This is a genomic window from beta proteobacterium MWH-UniP1 (genome assembly GCA_036362785.1).
GTDB lineage: Bacteria > Pseudomonadota > Gammaproteobacteria > Burkholderiales > Burkholderiaceae_A > Lacustribacter.
Window position 1 is genome coordinate 1,335,306 of the sequence record CP143625.1, and the last position, 16,101, is coordinate 1,351,406.

General features: G+C 55.5%; 18 protein-coding genes. 7 read left to right on the forward strand and 11 right to left on the reverse strand.

Translation table 11 applies throughout. The features are described 5' to 3' along the window. Positions 1-31 precede the first annotated feature (31 nt). From fdx to uvrB, 9 genes are all read right to left on the reverse strand, one after another. Positions 32-370, reverse strand: coding sequence for an ISC system 2Fe-2S type ferredoxin (fdx, locus tag AOB54_06460; protein WVN41137.1), 339 nt, complete (start codon positions 368-370; stop codon positions 32-34). Further along, entirely contained in the window at positions 357-2,276 is a 1,920-nt protein-coding gene (gene hscA, locus AOB54_06465) for a Fe-S protein assembly chaperone HscA (GenBank protein WVN41138.1), read from the reverse strand. The genes fdx and hscA overlap by 14 nt, the downstream gene beginning before the upstream one ends. After that, on the reverse strand, positions 2,254-2,835 hold the full coding sequence (gene hscB / locus AOB54_06470; GenBank protein ID WVN41139.1) for a Fe-S protein assembly co-chaperone HscB: 582 nt from the start codon (positions 2,833-2,835) through the stop codon (positions 2,254-2,256). Before hscB ends, hscA begins: the two co-directional genes overlap by 23 nt. A 3-nt stretch (positions 2,836-2,838) precedes the next feature. Further along, positions 2,839-3,162 (reverse strand): iron-sulfur cluster assembly protein IscA, encoded by a 324-nt coding sequence (gene iscA / locus AOB54_06475; protein WVN41140.1) that lies wholly within the window; start codon positions 3,160-3,162, stop codon positions 2,839-2,841. A 20-nt stretch (positions 3,163-3,182) separates the two neighbouring features. After that, positions 3,183-3,590 (reverse strand): Fe-S cluster assembly scaffold IscU, encoded by a 408-nt coding sequence (gene iscU, locus AOB54_06480; GenBank protein ID WVN41141.1) that lies wholly within the window; start codon positions 3,588-3,590, stop codon positions 3,183-3,185. A gap of 54 nt (positions 3,591-3,644) precedes the next feature. Further along, the gene (locus AOB54_06485) at positions 3,645-4,853 is read right to left on the reverse strand and encodes an IscS subfamily cysteine desulfurase (protein WVN41142.1); all 1,209 of its coding nucleotides are present in this window, start codon (positions 4,851-4,853) and stop codon (positions 3,645-3,647) included. Beyond that, on the reverse strand, positions 4,853-5,347 hold the full coding sequence (iscR, locus tag AOB54_06490) for a Fe-S cluster assembly transcriptional regulator IscR (GenBank protein WVN41143.1): 495 nt from the start codon (positions 5,345-5,347) through the stop codon (positions 4,853-4,855). Before iscR ends, AOB54_06485 begins: the two co-directional genes overlap by 1 nt. Positions 5,348-5,573: 226 nt before the next feature. Further along, on the reverse strand, positions 5,574-6,065 hold the full coding sequence (locus AOB54_06495; protein WVN42791.1) for a low molecular weight protein-tyrosine-phosphatase: 492 nt from the start codon (positions 6,063-6,065) through the stop codon (positions 5,574-5,576). 119 nt (positions 6,066-6,184) lie between these two features. Beyond that, on the reverse strand, positions 6,185-8,257 hold the full coding sequence (gene uvrB, locus AOB54_06500; GenBank protein WVN41144.1) for an excinuclease ABC subunit UvrB: 2,073 nt from the start codon (positions 8,255-8,257) through the stop codon (positions 6,185-6,187). A gap of 129 nt (positions 8,258-8,386) precedes the next feature. Here uvrB and AOB54_06505 point away from each other — a divergent pair, with 129 nt between their 5' ends. After that, complete coding sequence (locus AOB54_06505; GenBank protein WVN41145.1) at positions 8,387-9,598, forward strand: amino acid aminotransferase; 1,212 nt, start codon at positions 8,387-8,389, stop codon at positions 9,596-9,598. A 122-nt stretch (positions 9,599-9,720) separates the two neighbouring features. After that, on the forward strand, positions 9,721-10,695 hold the full coding sequence (locus tag AOB54_06510) for a D-2-hydroxyacid dehydrogenase family protein (protein WVN41146.1): 975 nt from the start codon (positions 9,721-9,723) through the stop codon (positions 10,693-10,695). 4 nt (positions 10,696-10,699) lie between these two features. On the opposite strand, the gene AOB54_06515 is transcribed toward AOB54_06510, so the two are convergent. After that, entirely contained in the window at positions 10,700-11,257 is a 558-nt protein-coding gene (locus AOB54_06515) for a carboxymuconolactone decarboxylase family protein (GenBank protein WVN41147.1), read from the reverse strand. Between the two features lie 137 nt (positions 11,258-11,394). Here AOB54_06515 and AOB54_06520 point away from each other — a divergent pair, with 137 nt between their 5' ends. The 5 genes from AOB54_06520 to AOB54_06540 all read left to right on the forward strand — a co-directional run bounded on the left by AOB54_06520 (position 11,395) and on the right by AOB54_06540 (position 14,853). After that, on the forward strand, positions 11,395-11,808 hold the full coding sequence (locus AOB54_06520) for a group I intron-associated PD-(D/E)XK endonuclease (protein WVN41148.1): 414 nt from the start codon (positions 11,395-11,397) through the stop codon (positions 11,806-11,808). 393 nt (positions 11,809-12,201) lie between these two features. Beyond that, on the forward strand, positions 12,202-12,363 hold the full coding sequence (locus AOB54_06525; GenBank protein ID WVN41149.1) for a hypothetical protein: 162 nt from the start codon (positions 12,202-12,204) through the stop codon (positions 12,361-12,363). An 8-nt stretch (positions 12,364-12,371) separates the two neighbouring features. Next, positions 12,372-12,824 (forward strand): DUF2721 domain-containing protein, encoded by a 453-nt coding sequence (locus AOB54_06530; protein ID WVN41150.1) that lies wholly within the window; start codon positions 12,372-12,374, stop codon positions 12,822-12,824. A gap of 208 nt (positions 12,825-13,032) precedes the next feature. After that, entirely contained in the window at positions 13,033-14,262 is a 1,230-nt protein-coding gene (locus AOB54_06535; GenBank protein ID WVN41151.1) for a PQQ-dependent sugar dehydrogenase, read from the forward strand. A 96-nt stretch (positions 14,263-14,358) separates the two neighbouring features. Beyond that, positions 14,359-14,853 (forward strand): c-type cytochrome, encoded by a 495-nt coding sequence (locus AOB54_06540; protein WVN42792.1) that lies wholly within the window; start codon positions 14,359-14,361, stop codon positions 14,851-14,853. Position 14,854: 1 nt separating this feature from the next. On the opposite strand, the gene AOB54_06545 is transcribed toward AOB54_06540, so the two are convergent. Further along, positions 14,855-16,096 (reverse strand): MFS transporter, encoded by a 1,242-nt coding sequence (locus tag AOB54_06545; protein WVN41152.1) that lies wholly within the window; start codon positions 16,094-16,096, stop codon positions 14,855-14,857. Positions 16,097-16,101 lie beyond the last annotated feature (5 nt).

Genomic DNA, 16,101 nt, shown 5'->3' on the forward strand with positions numbered 1-16,101 from the left:
CGGTTGCTGACGGCTACGATCTTCGCCGCTATTAGTGATTTTCTCGGGCGTAATTGATGGTGTAGCGCGGCAGTTCCACCACCAAATCCTGCTTGGCCACCTCGACCTGACACGAGAGCCTTGAAATTGGCGTTAACCCCCAGGCGCGGTCTAGCAGATCGTCTTCGTCTTCCCCAGAGGGCGGCAAAGAGTTAAACCCCTCGCGGACAATCACGTGACAAGTTGTACAGGCCCGGGACATCTCGCAGGCATGCTCAATCTCCACACCGTGCGCAAGTAGGCTGCGGCAGAGATTATCGCCTTCGGCCGCCTCAAACTCTTTGCCTTCTGGGCAGATTTCCGGGTGAGGCAGAACCTTAATGTGAGGCATTGTTCATCACTCCATGAATCGACTGGCCCGCCAAGGCACGCTGTACGGCGCGATCCATGCGGCGGGCTGCAAACTGATCGGTAAGGCTACCAAGGGCCTTGGTGCGGTCCCTTAATAAATCCAGATCGTGTCCGCCACAGGTGGCATGTAACTTATCTACGGCAGCCGTAATTACGGCCAGCTCTTCTTCAGAGAGCAGATCAGCATCTTGCGATAAGGCCGCTGTAGTGGCTTCCAACATGCGCTGAGCATCTACCTGGGCTTCGCGAAGCGCTCGAATCTGCATATCTTCCTTGGCTGATGTAAATCCGTCTCGCAGCATGTCGGCAATCTGCCCATCCGTTAGGCCATAAGACGGCTTCACAGCAATCGACGACTGCACGCCGGTGCTCTGCTCCTTGGCGGTGACCGACAACAACCCATCGGCATCCACCTGAAAGGTCACTTGAATTCTTGCCGCACCCGCCACCATGGGCGGTATGCCGCGCAACTCAAACTTGGCCAGCGAGCGGCACTCGCTCACCAACTCGCGTTCGCCCTGGACCACATGAATCGACATGGCCGTCTGGCCATCTCTAAACGTCGTAAATTCCTGGGCGCGCGCAACCGGAATCGACGTGTTCCGTTCAATAATTTTTTCTGTCAGGCCGCCCATGGTCTCTAAACCCAACGACAGCGGAAGAACATCCAGCAGTAGCCAGTCATCCCCTTCGGCCTTGTTTCCAGCCAAAAGATTGGCCTGCAACGCCGCACCAATGGCCACCACGCGATCGGGATCGAGTTCGACCTTGGGTTCTTGTTTAAAAAATTCACGAACGGCCTGGCGAATGCATGGCATTCGGGTGCTGCCGCCAACCAACACGACACCCATCAAATCCCCCGCAACCACCCTGGCATCGTTCATGACCTGGCCAGCCACGGCAATCGTTTTGTCGATCAGCGACTTGGTGATTTGATCAAACTGTTGGCGCGACATTTCGGCATGAAACACCCGACCATCGTCGCGCTGCCAGTCCTGGGATAGCGATTCGGTGGGCTGAGCACAATCGGTCAATGCCTCTTTGATCTGGCGGGCCAAGCCCGAAAGACTTCTTTTTTCACGCGGGGACAAAGACGCATAGCCGCCAGAAATCCCCCATTGGTCAAGCCAGTAGTTCAGAAGCAAGTCATCGAAGTCATCACCACCAAGCGCCGTGTCACCACCAGTGGCCACCACTTCAAAAACACCCTTGGTAAGACGCAATACCGACACATCAAAGGTGCCCCCACCAAGATCGAATACCGCGTAGAGCCCCTCGGCACCCGAATCCAAGCCATAGGCCAGGGCCGCGGCCGTGGGCTCATTAATAAGACGCAAGACCTCAATCCCGGCGAGTTTGGCGGCGTCTTTGGTGGCCTGGCGTTGCGCGTCATCAAAATAAGCGGGCACCGTGATCACTGCACCGGCAATTTGATCGGTAACGCCAAGCCCGAAGTGGTCCTCGGCCCGCTGACGCAAGACCCGCAGTATTTCAGCAGACACCTGCACCGGGGAAATCTTTCCTGCAGCTGTGACCAGTTGCACCATGCCGCCCTGCTCATCTTCAGTAAGGCGATAAGGCGTTTGGTTTGTCAATGCATCTTTCAGGCCGCGGCCCATCAGCCGTTTTACCGAAACGATGGTATTTTCAGAGTCATCTTCAGCATGCTCTAAGGCCTCGTAGCCTGTTGCCAATGCGCCTTCGGCGCCATAGCGAACGACCGATGGCAACAACACTCGCCCCTGCGCATCAGCAAGCACATCCGCGCTTCCACTACGCACACCAGCGACGAGTGAGTGGGTGGTACCCAGATCAATCCCTACGGCAACACGCCGCTGATGGGGCTCGGTAGACTGCCCGGGCTCAGCGATCTGCAGCAGTGCCATGACTTACCCTTCTTTGTTCTTGAAGAACCTGTGATTGAAATTTAGTAAGAAACATCAGGCGCCGCACCTCGGCCGATGCACGCACTGCATCCGACGATGGGCGATCCAACAGATGCTCCAGCAGCAACTCAGATTCCGCGATAGATGAGCGGACCTCTTCCGCCAACTGTGACAAAGCACGAACATCGGATGCGGCGACGGCATCTTCCATCGACTCCCGCCACTCCATTTGCTGGATTAGGAAATCTTCTGGCATGGCCGTATTTCGTTCGGCATCAATGGCCACACCGTGCAGTTGACAGAGATAGGCGGCGCGACGAACGGGATCTTTTAAGGTTTCGTGGGCCTCGTTGATTTGAGTGGAGTACTGCAGTGCCAACAGGCGTTGGGCATCGGTGCCGCCAGCGAAGCGATCTGGATGAACCGCCCCTTGAACAGCACGCCACGCCGACTCTAGCGCTGCCGTGTCGAGACCGAACTTAACGGGAAGACCGAAGAGAGAGAAATAATTGCGGGCGGCAAATGTCGAGCCGGACCCATTACCGCCAGAAGCTGCCACCGATTAAACCTTGAATGATTCGCCGCAGCCGCACTCACTTTTCACATTTGGGTTGTTGAACTTAAAACCCTCGTTCAAGCCCTCACGTGCATAGTCCAATTCCGTGCCGTCGATATAAGGCAGACTCTTTGGGTCCACCACCACCGTGACACCGTGACTTTCAAAAGTGGTGTCCTCTGGCGAAGCAGAATCCACGAACTCCAGCTTGTAAGCCAAGCCAGAGCAGCCTGTAGTTTTCACGCCAAGACGCACACCCAAGCCCTTGCCGCGCTTGGCAATAAATTGCGACACGTGCTGGGCAGCTTTTTCCGTCAAGGTGACAGCCATGGTGTTAATCCTGCGGTTGGTTATGCGGCTTTTGCCTGTTGCCCGGCTTCAGAGTGCTTGGCCTTGTAGTCATCAATGGCCGCCTTGATTGCGTCTTCTGCCAGGATAGAGCAGTGAATTTTAACGGGTGGCAGTGCCAGCTCTTCCGCGATCTGGGTATTTTTGATGGCCATCGCCTGATCCAAGGTCTTGCCCTTCACCCACTCGGTTACCAGCGACGAAGATGCAATGGCTGAACCACAGCCATAGGTTTTGAACTTTGCATCTTCAATGATGCCTTGTTCGTTGACCTTGATCTGAAGCTTCATCACGTCGCCACAGGCGGGCGCGCCAACCATTCCGGTGCCGACACCAGGGTCTGCTTTGTCAAATGCGCCAACGTTACGCGGGTGCTCGTAGTGATCAATGACCTTGTCGCTATATGCCATGTTGAATCTCCCTAAAGTCTTTCTTGCTAAGAATTAATACTTAAACCATCTTTCTTAGTGGGCGGCCCACTGAACTGTGTTCAGATCCACACCCTCGTTGACCATCTCCCAAAGCGGCGACATCTCACGAAGTTTGGCTACCTTGTCTTTCAAGAGCGCCACCGTAAAATCAATGTCCTCCTGAGTGGTGAACCGGCCAACCGAGAACCGAATGGAGGAATGGGCCAACTCGTCAGAGCGGCCAAGGGCACGCAGCACATAGGACGGCTCAAGACTTGCCGATGTGCAGGCCGAGCCCGACGACACCGCCACATCTTTAATGCCCATTAACAGGGACTCGCCCTCCACGTAGTTAAAGCTCACGTTCAGGTTGTGGGGCACACGCTGCTCCATATCACCATTCACGTAGACCGCTTCCATTTCAGAAAGACCAGCCCAGAGCCGATCCCGAAGCGCTCGAATCCGCTCGTTTTCTGCGGCCATTTCTAATTTGGCCAGGCGAAATGCTTCCCCCATGCCCACAATCTGATGGGTGGGCAGCGTGCCCGAACGCATGCCGCGCTCATGACCACCACCATGGATCTGGGCTTCAATACGGATACGGGGTTTGCGGCGAACAAACAACGCACCAACGCCCTTTGGGCCATAGGTCTTGTGGGCCGAGAACGACATGAGGTCCACCTTGAGTGCCTGCAAGTCGATGGCTACCTTGCCGGTAGCCTGTGCGCTGTCCACATGAAAAATAATACCCTTCTCGCGGCAGAACTCCCCAATGCGGGGAATATCCTGAATCACACCGATCTCGTTGTTCACATACATGACCGAGACCACCACGGTGTCAGGACGAACTGCAGCAACAAAGGTGTCCCAATCAATCAATCCATTGGACTGCACATCAAGGTAAGTGACCTCGAAGCCTTCGCGCTCAAGTTCACGGCAGGTATCTAACGTGGCCTTGTGCTCGGTCTTCACCGTGATGATGTGCTTGCCTTTTTCTTTGTAGAAATGGGCAGCACCCTTCACAGCCAGATTGATCGACTCCGTTGCGCCTGACGTCCAGACGATTTCTTTGGGGTCGCAGTTCACCAACGCCGCCACCTGTTCACGGGCGTTTTCAACCGCCTCTTCCGCCTTCCAGCCATAGGCGTGGCTGCGAGACGCTGGATTGCCAAAGTCTTCGCGCAAATAAGGAATCATTGCGTCAACCACCCGTGGATCAACAGGTGTCGTGGCGGAGTAATCGAGATATACCGGCTTTTTCATTAGGCCACCGTCGTGTCAGAGACTGAGCGAGGCTCTTGGAACATCACATGACGACGCACGGGAGCCTCGATCGAGGGGATCACACGTTTTGTTTTTTGCTCTTCCACCAGATCGTGCAGGGTCACCGAGTCAAGAAAATCCACCATGTGACGGTTCAGGCTTGCCCACAACTCGTGCGTCATGCACTGATGGTCATCATGGCAGTTCTGCTTGCCACCGCATTGGGTCGCATCCAGGGGCTCGTCGACCGCGTAGATGATGTCCGCCACGGTAATGTCTTTGCCCCCACGGGCCAGCTTATAGCCCCCGCCCGGACCACGCATGGATTCGACCAACTCATGGCGGCGTAGGCGGCCAAAGAGCTGCTCGAGATAGGAAAGCGAGATTTTCTGACGCTGGCTAATGGCGGCCAACGTGACCGGGCCCTTGTCCTGGCGAAGGCCTAGATCGATCATCGCAGTGACTGCAAAACGTCCCTTTGTAGTCAGTCGCATGGAATTCTCCGAATAATTGAGTAAATCAGTAGGGAGTTTATCTTTCCCTATGATTTTGATCAACTATTACGGATTTTTGACCCTAGTACCCGAATGGGTTTTCCAGCCATGAAAACGGGGGCCAAGGCCCCCTATTTTCTGCTCGATAAAGCCGGAGGACCTGTGAATCCGTATCTGGCGCGAGATGCGCCAGATGGACCCCAAGCAGCCCGACGCAGTGACCGCGTTAGGCCGCGGCCACCATGGTCGCGCGACGGCGGACCACTTCCATCAGACCATTGCAGGCGTCTTCGATGTAATCGAGTGCCTGCTCAAAGCCCTGGGGGCCTCCATGGTAGGGATCGTTAATAGTGGCGGCCTCGAACTCAGTCGCAAAGCGCATCAGCAGCTGAAGCTTGTGCTGAAGGCCACGTGGACACATACGCTGCAAGAGCGCCAGGTTTTCCCAATCCATGGCCAGGATGTAGTCGTAATCAGAAAAGTCCGACAACTGGATCTTGCGGGCGACGGTTGTGGACAGATCGTAGCCACGCTTGGCCGCAGCATTGATGGCGCGCTGATCTGGGGCCTCTCCCACGTGAAAATCGTGGGTACCTGCAGAATCGCTCATGACGAAATGCTCTAGGTTGCTGGTTTTTACCAGCGCCTGAAACACACCGTGTGCCGTGGGCGAGCGGCAGATGTTGCCCATACAGACAAACAAGATCTTGGTCTTCATACCAATAGGTACCTCGGTCTTTTTGGTTGGCCGGCTGAGCTTGGGCTTGGCCGTGGAGAGTGCCGAATCAAACGGCGTGGTTTCAATCAACTCTTTGTCAGAGCTCGTATCAAATGTTGTCATACCAATACCTTTTCGATTGAGTCGTGCAACTTGTCTACTCCAAACACTTCTTCTTTTAATTTGGACAGCTGATCTCTCAGCTGTGCCGCTTTTTCAAATTCCAGATTCCGGGCGTGCTCCAGCATGGCCTTCTCTAGTCGTGCAAGCTCTTTGGCCACATCTTTGGGGGATCGCTCTGACAATGCGGCGTCTGGCACAGGCGACATCACCAGCTCGGCGGTCCGGGGATCGACCACGCCGTCAATCAGGTCGCGGATCTGTTTCATCACACCGCGCGGGGTGATGCCACGTTCAGTATTGAAAGCAATCTGCTTGGCGCGGCGGCGTTCGGTCTCGTCGATCGCGCGGCGCATGGAATTGGTGATGCGATCAGCATACAAAATGGCCTGACCGTTTAAATTACGGGCCGCACGGCCAATGGTCTGAATCAGGCTTCGCTCCGAACGCAGAAAGCCTTCTTTGTCGGCATCAAGAATGGCAACAAGAGAGACCTCGGGAATATCGAGACCCTCGCGCAGCAGGTTGATGCCCACCAGCACATCAAAAGCACCGAGCCGCAGGTCGCGCAGAATTTCGACCCGCTCAACCGTATCGATATCCGAATGCAGGTAGCGGACTTTGACCCCGTTATCGGCCAGAAAGTCAGTCAGATCTTCCGACATGCGTTTGGTCAACGTGGTCACCAAGACCCGCTCACTTTTTTCAACGCGCAGTTTGATCTCGCCCAGCAAGTCGTCCACCTGGGAAGTGGCGGGCCGAACCTGGACTGCCGGGTCGATCAACCCCGTGGGGCGCACCACCTGCTCAACAATCGCCCCACCACTCTTTTCAAGTTCGTAATCGGACGGCGTGGCCGAGACGAAAATCGCCTGCCGCATCTTGGGTTCGAACTCTTCGAACTTCAACGGCCGGTTGTCCAGAGCCGAAGGAAGACGAAAGCCGTAATCCACCAGGGTCTGCTTGCGGGAACGGTCGCCGCGATACATGCCGCCCAGCTGACCCATCGTCACGTGGCTCTCGTCAATGAAGATCAGTGAGTCTTTCGGCAGGTAATCCACTAGCGTTGGCGGTGGTTCGCCAGGTTTGGCGCCCGACAGATGGCGGGTGTAGTTCTCGATGCCTTTGCAAAAGCCCAGCTCGGCCAGCATTTCCAAATCAAAGCGTGTGCGCTGTTCAATCCGCTGGGCCTCAACGAGTTTTCCGTTGTCAACAAAGAACTTGCTGCGCTCAAGCAGTTCTTCTTTGATGGTCTCGACCGCCCGCAGCACGACTTCTCTCGGCGTGACGTAGTGCGACGATGGGTAGACCGCAAAACGTGGGATCTTCTGACGAATACGGCCCGTGAGCGGGTCAAAAAGCTGCAACGACTCGATCTCATCATCAAAGAGCTCGATCCGCAGCCCCAATTCGGCATGCTCGGCCGGGAAGATGTCGATCGTGTCACCGCGGACCCGAAAGTTGCCACGGGAAAACTCCAGATCGTTGCGCTGGTACTGCATGCGCACCAGCTGGCCGATCAGATCGCGCTGGGCAATCTTGTCCCCCTGCCGAACAATCAGGACCATCTGGTGATAGTCAGAAGGGTTACCAATACCGTAAATGCAAGACACCGAGGCCACGATGACCGTGTCGCGGCGCTCTAGGAGTGACTTGGTGGCCGAGAGCCGCATCTGCTCAATGTGCTCATTGATCGCCGAGTCCTTCTCAATGAACAAATCCCGCTGGGGCACATAGGCCTCGGGCTGGTAATAGTCGTAATAAGAAACAAAGTACTCCACCGCATTGCGGGGGAAGAACTCCCGCATCTCGGCATAAAGCTGGGCGGCCAGCGTTTTATTGGGCGCCAAAATTAAGGCGGGACGGCCAAGCCGGGCAATGGTGTTGGCCATGGTGAAGGTCTTGCCCGACCCGGTCACACCGAGCAGTGTCTGAAACGAGAGCCCGTCCTCCACCCCTTGGACCAGGCGTGCGATGGCCTCAGGCTGATCACCTGCTGGCTCAAACGGCAACGCGAGCTCAAAGGGGCTTCCAGGAAACTGGATCACCCCGGGGGTTTCACGGAGTCCCATGCTAGACTTTCGGATGGTTTTTTCTGGCACGTAAAAAATTGTGCAATCGCGCATTTTCGCCTGTCAGATGCCGAATTTCCACCTTTTTTTCTTTATCTAAACCCTTGACAAACGGGTTTTCAAGCACCCATGACCAGCCCAGCCCAGACCCTTTTTTCCGCCGTTGAAATGGCCCCCAAAGACCCGATCTTGGGCCTCACCGAAGTCTATTTGGCCGACACGCGGCCAGAAAAAGTTAACCTTGGTGTTGGGGTTTACTACGACGATAACGGCAAATTGCCGCTACTTAGGGCCGTAAAGAAGGCAGAAGAAGACAGGGTCAAGAAAGGGCTGCCCAAGGGCTACCAGCCGATCGATGGGCCCGCCGTCTATAACAAGGCGGTTCAGGCCATGCTCTTTGGGGCCGATAGCCCCGAAGTGAAGTCTGGGCGAATTATTACCATTGACACCCTGGGCGGCACTGGCGGCCTAAAGGTCGGCGCCGATTACCTAAAGCGACTTCTTCCCCACAGCCACGTGGCCATCAGTGACCCCACTTGGGAAAACCACCGGGGCGTGTTCGAGGGGGCTGGCTTTTCAGTCGCCACTTACACCTACTACGACCCCAAGACCCGTGGCCTGGATTTCGGCGGGATGATCACCAGCCTAAAGGGCATGCCCGACCGCACCATCGTGCTGCTCCACGCCTGCTGCCATAACCCCACCGGGGTCGACCTGACCACCCAGCAGTGGGAGGAGGTCGTGGCCCTGTGCAAGCTGAAAAACTTTGTGCCCTTTTTGGATCTCGCCTACCAAGGCTTTGGCGAAGGCATCCACGAAGACGCAACCGCTGTCCGCCTGTTTACCCAGTCGGGCATGCCATTTTTGGTGGCCAGCTCATTTTCGAAGTCCTTCTCGCTTTATGGTGAGCGGGTCGGTGCCTTGTCAATCATGACCGCCAATGCTGACGAGGCCGTCCGCGTGCTGAGCCAGATCAAGCGTGTGGTTCGCACCAACTACTCTAACCCCCCCACCCATGGTGGCGGGATTGTGACAGACGTACTTACCAACCCCGAACTTCGCAAACTCTGGGAGGATGAACTCGGAGAAATGCGTGAACGTATCCGTAAGATGCGCGTTGAGCTGGTTGAGAAACTGAAAGCCTTGGGCGTGAAACAAGATTTCTCTTTCATGACCAAACAGCGGGGCATGTTTAGCTATTCGGGCCTGAATCCCCAGCAGGTAGACCGCATGCGGGAAGAATTCGGCGTTTACGCAATTGCTTCCGGCCGAATCTGCGTTGCAGCCCTGAACTCGGGCAATATCGACCGCGTCGCCAAAGCCATCGCCGCAGTTCTCTAACGGCCTGCTGTTTCCTGCAAAAGTGCTATCCCCACTGGCGATAGCCCTTAAGGACTTCCCCCGAGTGATCTTCGGGGACAGATCTGGTCAGATAGAGGCTTCTCGCTTTCTGGGGTTTGGGAATGACAACTAAGCCGCGCATCGCCGTATGCGATGACTGGGAACAGTGCGCGCAAAACTGTGCCGATTGGTCTGTACTGCAGCAGCTGGCTGACGTGCAAATTTTCACATCGGCGTTTTCTTCTCGCGAAGAAGCCATACGAACACTGAAAGACTTCGATGCAATCTGCCTGATGCGGGAACGCACCCCCTTTCCCAAGGAAGTCATCAGCCAGCTGCCCCGGCTCAAAAGACTGCTGTTTACGGGCGAGAGAAACCTGTCGGTTGATTCGGAGTTTGCGCGCAGTTGTGGCATCGAGGTCTCCGGAACACCGGGCGGCCCGAACAAGTCCTCGACTGCGGAACACACCTGGGCCCTTATCTTGGCGGCAACTCGCCGCGTCGTGCCATCCATGAACGGCATGGTGGCGGGCCATTGGCGGGCCGCTCCATCTGGAGAACCCTATCCCCTGCCCGACACCTTAGAGGGCGACCGTCTCGGCATCATTGGCCTTGGCGAGATTGGGCAGCGCGTGGCCCGCATTGGCCAAGCATTGGGCATGGACGTTGTGGCCTGGAGTCAGAATCTCAGCAATGAGAAAGCAACTGCCTGCGGTGTCCGTCGCGTCGACAAGAATGAATTGATTGCGACATCCAAGGTCATCAGCCTACATCTCGTGCTGTCCGATCGCACCCGTGGCACGATCGGCCCCACCGAGTATTCTCTAATGCGACGAGACTCGGTGTTGGTCAACACCTCTCGTGCAGCACTGATTGACGAGGCGGGGCTCATTGATGCGCTCGCGTCAAACCGGCCCGCACATGCCGCACTGGATGTGTTCGGCACCGAGCCCCTGCCAGCAGGACACCCATTTTTAAGCCACCCCAAGATCACGGTCACACCGCACCTGGGCTTTGTGTCAACACCCGTCTACGAAACGTTTTACAAGACGCTGGTGACAGACCTGCTGAAGTGGGTTCGCCAGCAATCGGCCTGACCGTTTACTTCTGCGGCACCGGCGGGTGGTCTTCGGGCGTCACCCCAAGCGCAATCAGGAAGCGCGACACCATGTTGTAAGCAGAAATTACGCCAACTAGCTCTACAGTCTGTGTGTTTCCCAAAGACTGCTGAAGCCGTTGCATGATCTCAGCTGGCACCTCAATATCTCGCGTCATGTGAAGCGTTAATGCAATCGCATCTTGCTCGGTCTGATCAAACATCGAGAAGTCGGCAGACGACTGACCAATCAGACGTAAGGCATCCACCTGAGCCTGTGTACCGCCTGCCGCAAGAAGCTCGGGGGCATGATGAAAAAACTCATACTCGGCTCCGTTTAAAACCGCCACACCGCACATGGCGATTTCTCGTAGCTTCGCCGAGAGCGACAAGTTACGCCGGACTTCCCCGATAAACGTATTCCATCCGCGGGCAAAAGGAATGCTGTGCAAGAGCATACGATCCAGGTTGATCAGGTGGCCGCCACGGCGAGCACGAATGGCGTTCACCACATCGGCCGGTTCAGCAAGGTCTTGGGGAACGTAGGGGATAGGCTGGGACATAAACGTCAATCTCTCTTTCCAAAGTATCGTTTTTTTAAAAAAACAACTGGCAGCAATTTATAAACAAAAACTAGGCGGCCTAGCGCTTCCGTTGGATTCGTTATTGCCAAGCGCAGAATTATGCGTGTTAAAAGACAATGCGTATTCAACATAATCCAAAACATGTCGGAGAAGTCACGCAGGCGATCATCCTTGCAGAACTTCTGAAGCGCGGCATAGCTGTGTCGATCCCCTTCGGCGACAACCAACGTTACGATCTGATCATCGAGTTAGCCACCGGTTTTCAACGTGTGCAATGCAAGACTGGCAGGCTTAAAAAGGGGGCGATTGAGTTTGCCGTTGCCTCATCCAGATACCACCGAGGTGGTCGGCGGGTGTCCTATGTCAACCAGATTGAACTCTTCGCCGTCTACTGCCCTGCCAACGGGAAATGCTACCTGGTACCGGCCGCCTCTCTCGCACTCAAGAATCAGTGCTCCCTGAGAATCGAGCCTGCTGGCAATGGCCAATCCAAGGGAATCCGCTGGGCAATCGATTTTGAGTTAGTGTAGAATCCCTGTTCTTTCCTCGATAGCTCAGTTGGTAGAGCACCGGACTGTCAAAAGGCAGCACTGCAGGGAAACCTGCAGAGGAAAATCGGGTGAATTCAGGGAATGTCAGACAGGGGGTAGCCTCTTTTTGAAGAATCCTGAGCCAAGCCCGCCGAAGGACCATCTTTCACTGCGTGGAAGGTGTTTAGGCGGGAAGGTGCAGAGACTAGAGGGTGAGCAGTCCACGCAATAAACCTCATTAGCGCCCGACACCCTAACGGTTTTAGCCGAGGGTGATGAGATAGTCCAGCGTGAAAACGTTGTAATCCGTAGGTCCCTGGTTCGAGCCCAGGTCGGGGAGCCAAAACAAAAGGCTTGCGCACGCGCAAGCCTTTTTCTTTTAGACTGCCGGGCATGTCACAAGAAACCCTTCTGGTCACGCTCGAGGCCCTGTTAATTGGGGGTGGCGCGCTCGCCTTTGGCCTGTGGCAACTCCATAGCGTCAAAAAAGACCAGGAAAAGACCCGTGAAGAAAAAACACGGCAACCCAGCCAAGCAGAGCGAGACCAGCCTTGATCCCAAACGTGGATACCCTGAACCCCCTGACCGAGGCCATCGGGCTATCGGTGGCGCCGGTTTTTCTGCTTACCGGCGTTGCGGGCATGCTCAATGCATTGGGCACCCGCCTGGCGCGGGTCATTGATCGCGGCCGTGTCTTGGAAGACCGGCTGGTCGACTCCACGCCCGAGTCCAACCCCCGTCACCACCAGTTTGTAAAAGAGCTCGAATCACTAGATGTCCGAAAACGCATCATTAATGGCGCCACAGCCCTAATGGTGATTTGTGCGGTATTCATCGGCCTGACGGTGGTCGAACTTTTCTACTCCACCGGCATGCAAGGTAGGCTTCAAATTTCGCAGTGGGTGCCGACCACATTTTTAGCTGGTTTTTTCTGTTTCATCGCTGCCTGCGTGCTCTATCTGGTCGAGATTCTTGTGGCCTCTCGGGGCATTGTCTTCGCTAGCAGAAAACGGTAGCGAATCATCTAGGGCTGTTTTAGCCGGTCCGGACAAGTAAAGAGCATTCGTCCGAACAAATTCGGTGCTGGCTCACCTGGCCGACACCCCACTTTTCTTTGTCTCGATTTTCGTGGTTCTTGCGCCCTAAGGGATCTCCCGATTGTTTGCGGCTATCAGCTTGAAAGAATATATAGCCACCAAAACAATTATTAGGAGACCGCCTTAAATGAAACTCTCTTGCGTTCAAAAACGTATCGCAAAATCAGCGACTGCCATCGGCTTGTCCGCACTAGCAGCCAGCGTTTTTGCCCAGGCCGCACCCGCACCCCAGCCCGCATGGAAGCAAGGCATGCCGTCCAGCATGTCCGACTCCAAGCTTGCACCACTGGCTGGAAAAATGACGATCACCGCCGCCGCCGACATCCCAGTGCAAAACATCAAACTGCCCCCTGGCTTTAAGGCCGAGGTCTGGGCGACCGGCATGCCTGGCGCACGGGCCATGGCTATGGGTGACAACGGAAAGATCTACATCGGTACCCGCGCCATTGGCCGTGTCTACGAAGTCACCGATAACGGCAATGAGCGCACCAGCCGCGTGGTGGTAGACAAACTCGTGCAGCCCGCTGGCGTGGCCTACAAAGATGGCTCGCTCTATGTGATGGCGATCAACAAAGTCTTGCGGTTTGACGGCATTGCGAAAAATCCAGCAGCGCAGCCCGTTGATCTGACCGACAAATTTAAACTACCACCCGAGCAGCACCACAACTGGAAGTACATTGCCTTTGGTCCAGATGGCAAGCTCTATGTGCCCTTTGGTGCGCCTTGCAATATTTGCGAACTACCAACCCCCGAGTACGCCCAGATTCGGCGCTACAACCCCGATGGTTCAGGCATGGAAGTGATTGCCACCGGTGTGCGTAACAGCGTTGGCTTTGACTGGCACCCAATAACCAAAGAGCTCTGGTTTAGTAATCATGGCCGTGACTGGTGGGGCGATGACAAACCAAACGACACATTGAATCGGATTCACAAAACCGGTTTGAATTTTGGCTTTCCGTACTGCCACGAAGGCAAGCTGGAAGACGATGCCGTTCGCAAGCCCAATGCTTGTAAGGGTGTCGAGCAGCCCGTTGCGCTAATGGGGCCGCACGCCGCAGTGATGGGCGTTCACTTCTACACCGGCAACATGTTCCCGGCCGAGTACAAGAACGTGGCCTTTGTGGCGCGCAAGGGCTCTTGGAACCGGTCGACCAAAATTGGCTTTGACATCGTGACGGTGAAGGCCGACAACGATGGAAAAAACGCCAAGATTGCATCGTTTATGACGGGCTTCATGAACCCAGCAGACCAGTCTTTCTGGGGCCGCCCCGCCTACATGCTGCAAATGAAAGACGGCTCGCTGTTGGTCTCTGACGAACAGCTTGGCGCGATCTATCGGATCAGCTACGCAAAATAAACTGAGTTGAAGTTCAGACTCCGTTCTCTCGTGGCACTCGGCCTTGTATGGGCCGGTGTCACAGTTTCCCAAGCACAAGACCTCGGCTCTCGGCTGGTGTCTTGTGCCGCCTGTCATGGCGCAGACGGCAACTCCAAAACATCTGCAAGCCCGTCACTGGCTGGTCAACCCCGGACTTTTCTAGAGAATCAAATGATCATGATTCGTGAGGGCATACGGGACATCCCACTCATGAAAGGCCAGCTTGATGGCGTGTCAGACACCGATGTTATCGCTTTGGCCAAACACTTTTCAGGCCAGACCCTGATTCCGCTAGAGATCAAGCGCAACGATGCGCTCTATCAACGCGGCGCAGAGCTCTCTAAAAAAATGTTGTGCGGCACCTGCCACTTGCCAGACTACCGTGGCCGCGACCAAATGCCACGCCTATCGGGCCAGCGTGAAGACTATCTGCTGCACTCCATGCGCCAGTTCCGTAACAATGAAGCGATTGGCCGAGACACCATCATGACGGCATCGCTCTACGGCATTCCCGACGAAGACTTGATCGCAATCGCACATTATTTGGCGCAAAACAAACCAGCCAACTAACTCAGCGGCTTCGAAACGGATTGCTCCGGTGCAACCACCAATCAAACACCGGAAACAACATGCAACCCGCACCAAGGGCTGCAAAGCCAATTGCCCAATCACTTGGCGCTGTTCCGCCACCTGCTAGATCAAGCGCACCACCAAAAATCGCTGGGCCCAACACCCCGCCACCACCGAACCCGATCAAGGAATACAGGCCCATCGCAGCGCCCTTTACCTTTGGGTCTGCAGAGGCCACCATTCCTGCTGTTAGCGTTGCCGAATCGGCCATTACCAAAACCGTGTAGCCCGTCAGTAATAAAAACACTACCCACCACGCACTACCGGCACACAAAGCCATGGCAATTCCTGCCAAACCGGTGCACACCATTACCACCACAATCCAGGCCCGCCGCCCAACTTTCAACGCCACTTCATTTCCCAATATGGATGAGGCAACGGAAAAAATACTCACCACGGCCGCCGCAGTTGCCGCAGAAAACGGCGTGAACGAGCCGGACGGCATCAGGGCCGCACTAAACGATAAAAAGGCAACGATCCACGCGCGAGACCCAAAGAGCTCAGCGCAATGCACGCCGTATCCCACAGTAAAACCAAGACATCGCCGATCGGCCAGAATCAGTCGCCAGGTTGCCACTGGAAACAATCGCTGCCAAGACCACTGAATTGGCGCGGGGTTACGTTCATGCGCCAACGGCCGTGTCCGCGACAACACAATTAAGCCGGCCACCAAAGGTCCCAGAGCACACAGGAAAAAAGTCCAGTGGGTGCCAATGTGCGGCAGCGCTAACCCGGTGACAAACAAAGACGATGCCGCACCAAAGCCAAAAAACGCTGTGTAAAACGCCACAAAACGCGACTGTTCCACACCACGGGTGCGGTCTGAGAGAATCTTTAATCCGGGCATATACGTGGCGGCAATACCAACACCCAACATCAGCTGAAAAAACAAGGCCGATAAAAAGCCCTCGGCACCAATCGCAAAACCCATCCCGCCCGAAGCCGCAATAAGACTACCCGCCATATAAATTCTGCGGGCATCCATCACATCCGTAAGACTCGACCAAGTCGACACCGTGGCCACATAGCCAATGAAAAACCCGCTGGCAATCCAGCCCGCCTGGCTGTTGGATAGGCCCCAATCCGCCTGAAGCTGAGTCAAGGCCACCGCATAGGTCGAAAAGCCCATCAACGACAAGATATGGGCAACGAGCAAAGCAATGGCCACGCGTTTAACTTGCATGCACA

What these genes read in the sequence shown, in the direction of transcription:
- fdx (WVN41137.1), bottom strand. Translation starts at nt 370, where the DNA reads ATGCCTCACATTAAGGTTCTGCCTCACCCGGAAATCTGCCCAGAAGGC.
- hscA (WVN41138.1), bottom strand. Translation starts at nt 2,276, where the DNA reads ATGGCACTGCTGCAGATCGCTGAGCCCGGGCAGTCTACCGAGCCCCAT.
- iscA (WVN41140.1), bottom strand. Translation starts at nt 3,162, where the DNA reads ATGGCTGTCACCTTGACGGAAAAAGCTGCCCAGCACGTGTCGCAATTT.
- iscU (WVN41141.1), bottom strand. Translation starts at nt 3,590, where the DNA reads ATGGCATATAGCGACAAGGTCATTGATCACTACGAGCACCCGCGTAAC.
- AOB54_06485 (WVN41142.1), bottom strand. Translation starts at nt 4,853, where the DNA reads ATGAAAAAGCCGGTATATCTCGATTACTCCGCCACGACACCTGTTGAT.
- iscR (WVN41143.1), bottom strand. Translation starts at nt 5,347, where the DNA reads ATGCGACTGACTACAAAGGGACGTTTTGCAGTCACTGCGATGATCGAT.
- AOB54_06495 (WVN42791.1), bottom strand. Translation starts at nt 6,065, where the DNA reads ATGAAGACCAAGATCTTGTTTGTCTGTATGGGCAACATCTGCCGCTCG.
- uvrB (WVN41144.1), bottom strand. Translation starts at nt 8,257, where the DNA reads ATGGGACTCCGTGAAACCCCCGGGGTGATCCAGTTTCCTGGAAGCCCC.
- AOB54_06505 (WVN41145.1), top strand. Translation starts at nt 8,387, where the DNA reads ATGACCAGCCCAGCCCAGACCCTTTTTTCCGCCGTTGAAATGGCCCCC.
- AOB54_06510 (WVN41146.1), top strand. Translation starts at nt 9,721, where the DNA reads ATGACAACTAAGCCGCGCATCGCCGTATGCGATGACTGGGAACAGTGC.
- AOB54_06515 (WVN41147.1), bottom strand. Translation starts at nt 11,257, where the DNA reads ATGTCCCAGCCTATCCCCTACGTTCCCCAAGACCTTGCTGAACCGGCC.
- AOB54_06520 (WVN41148.1), top strand. Translation starts at nt 11,395, where the DNA reads ATGCGTATTCAACATAATCCAAAACATGTCGGAGAAGTCACGCAGGCG.
- AOB54_06525 (WVN41149.1), top strand. Translation starts at nt 12,202, where the DNA reads ATGTCACAAGAAACCCTTCTGGTCACGCTCGAGGCCCTGTTAATTGGG.
- AOB54_06535 (WVN41151.1), top strand. Translation starts at nt 13,033, where the DNA reads ATGAAACTCTCTTGCGTTCAAAAACGTATCGCAAAATCAGCGACTGCC.
- AOB54_06545 (WVN41152.1), bottom strand. Translation starts at nt 16,096, where the DNA reads ATGCAAGTTAAACGCGTGGCCATTGCTTTGCTCGTTGCCCATATCTTG.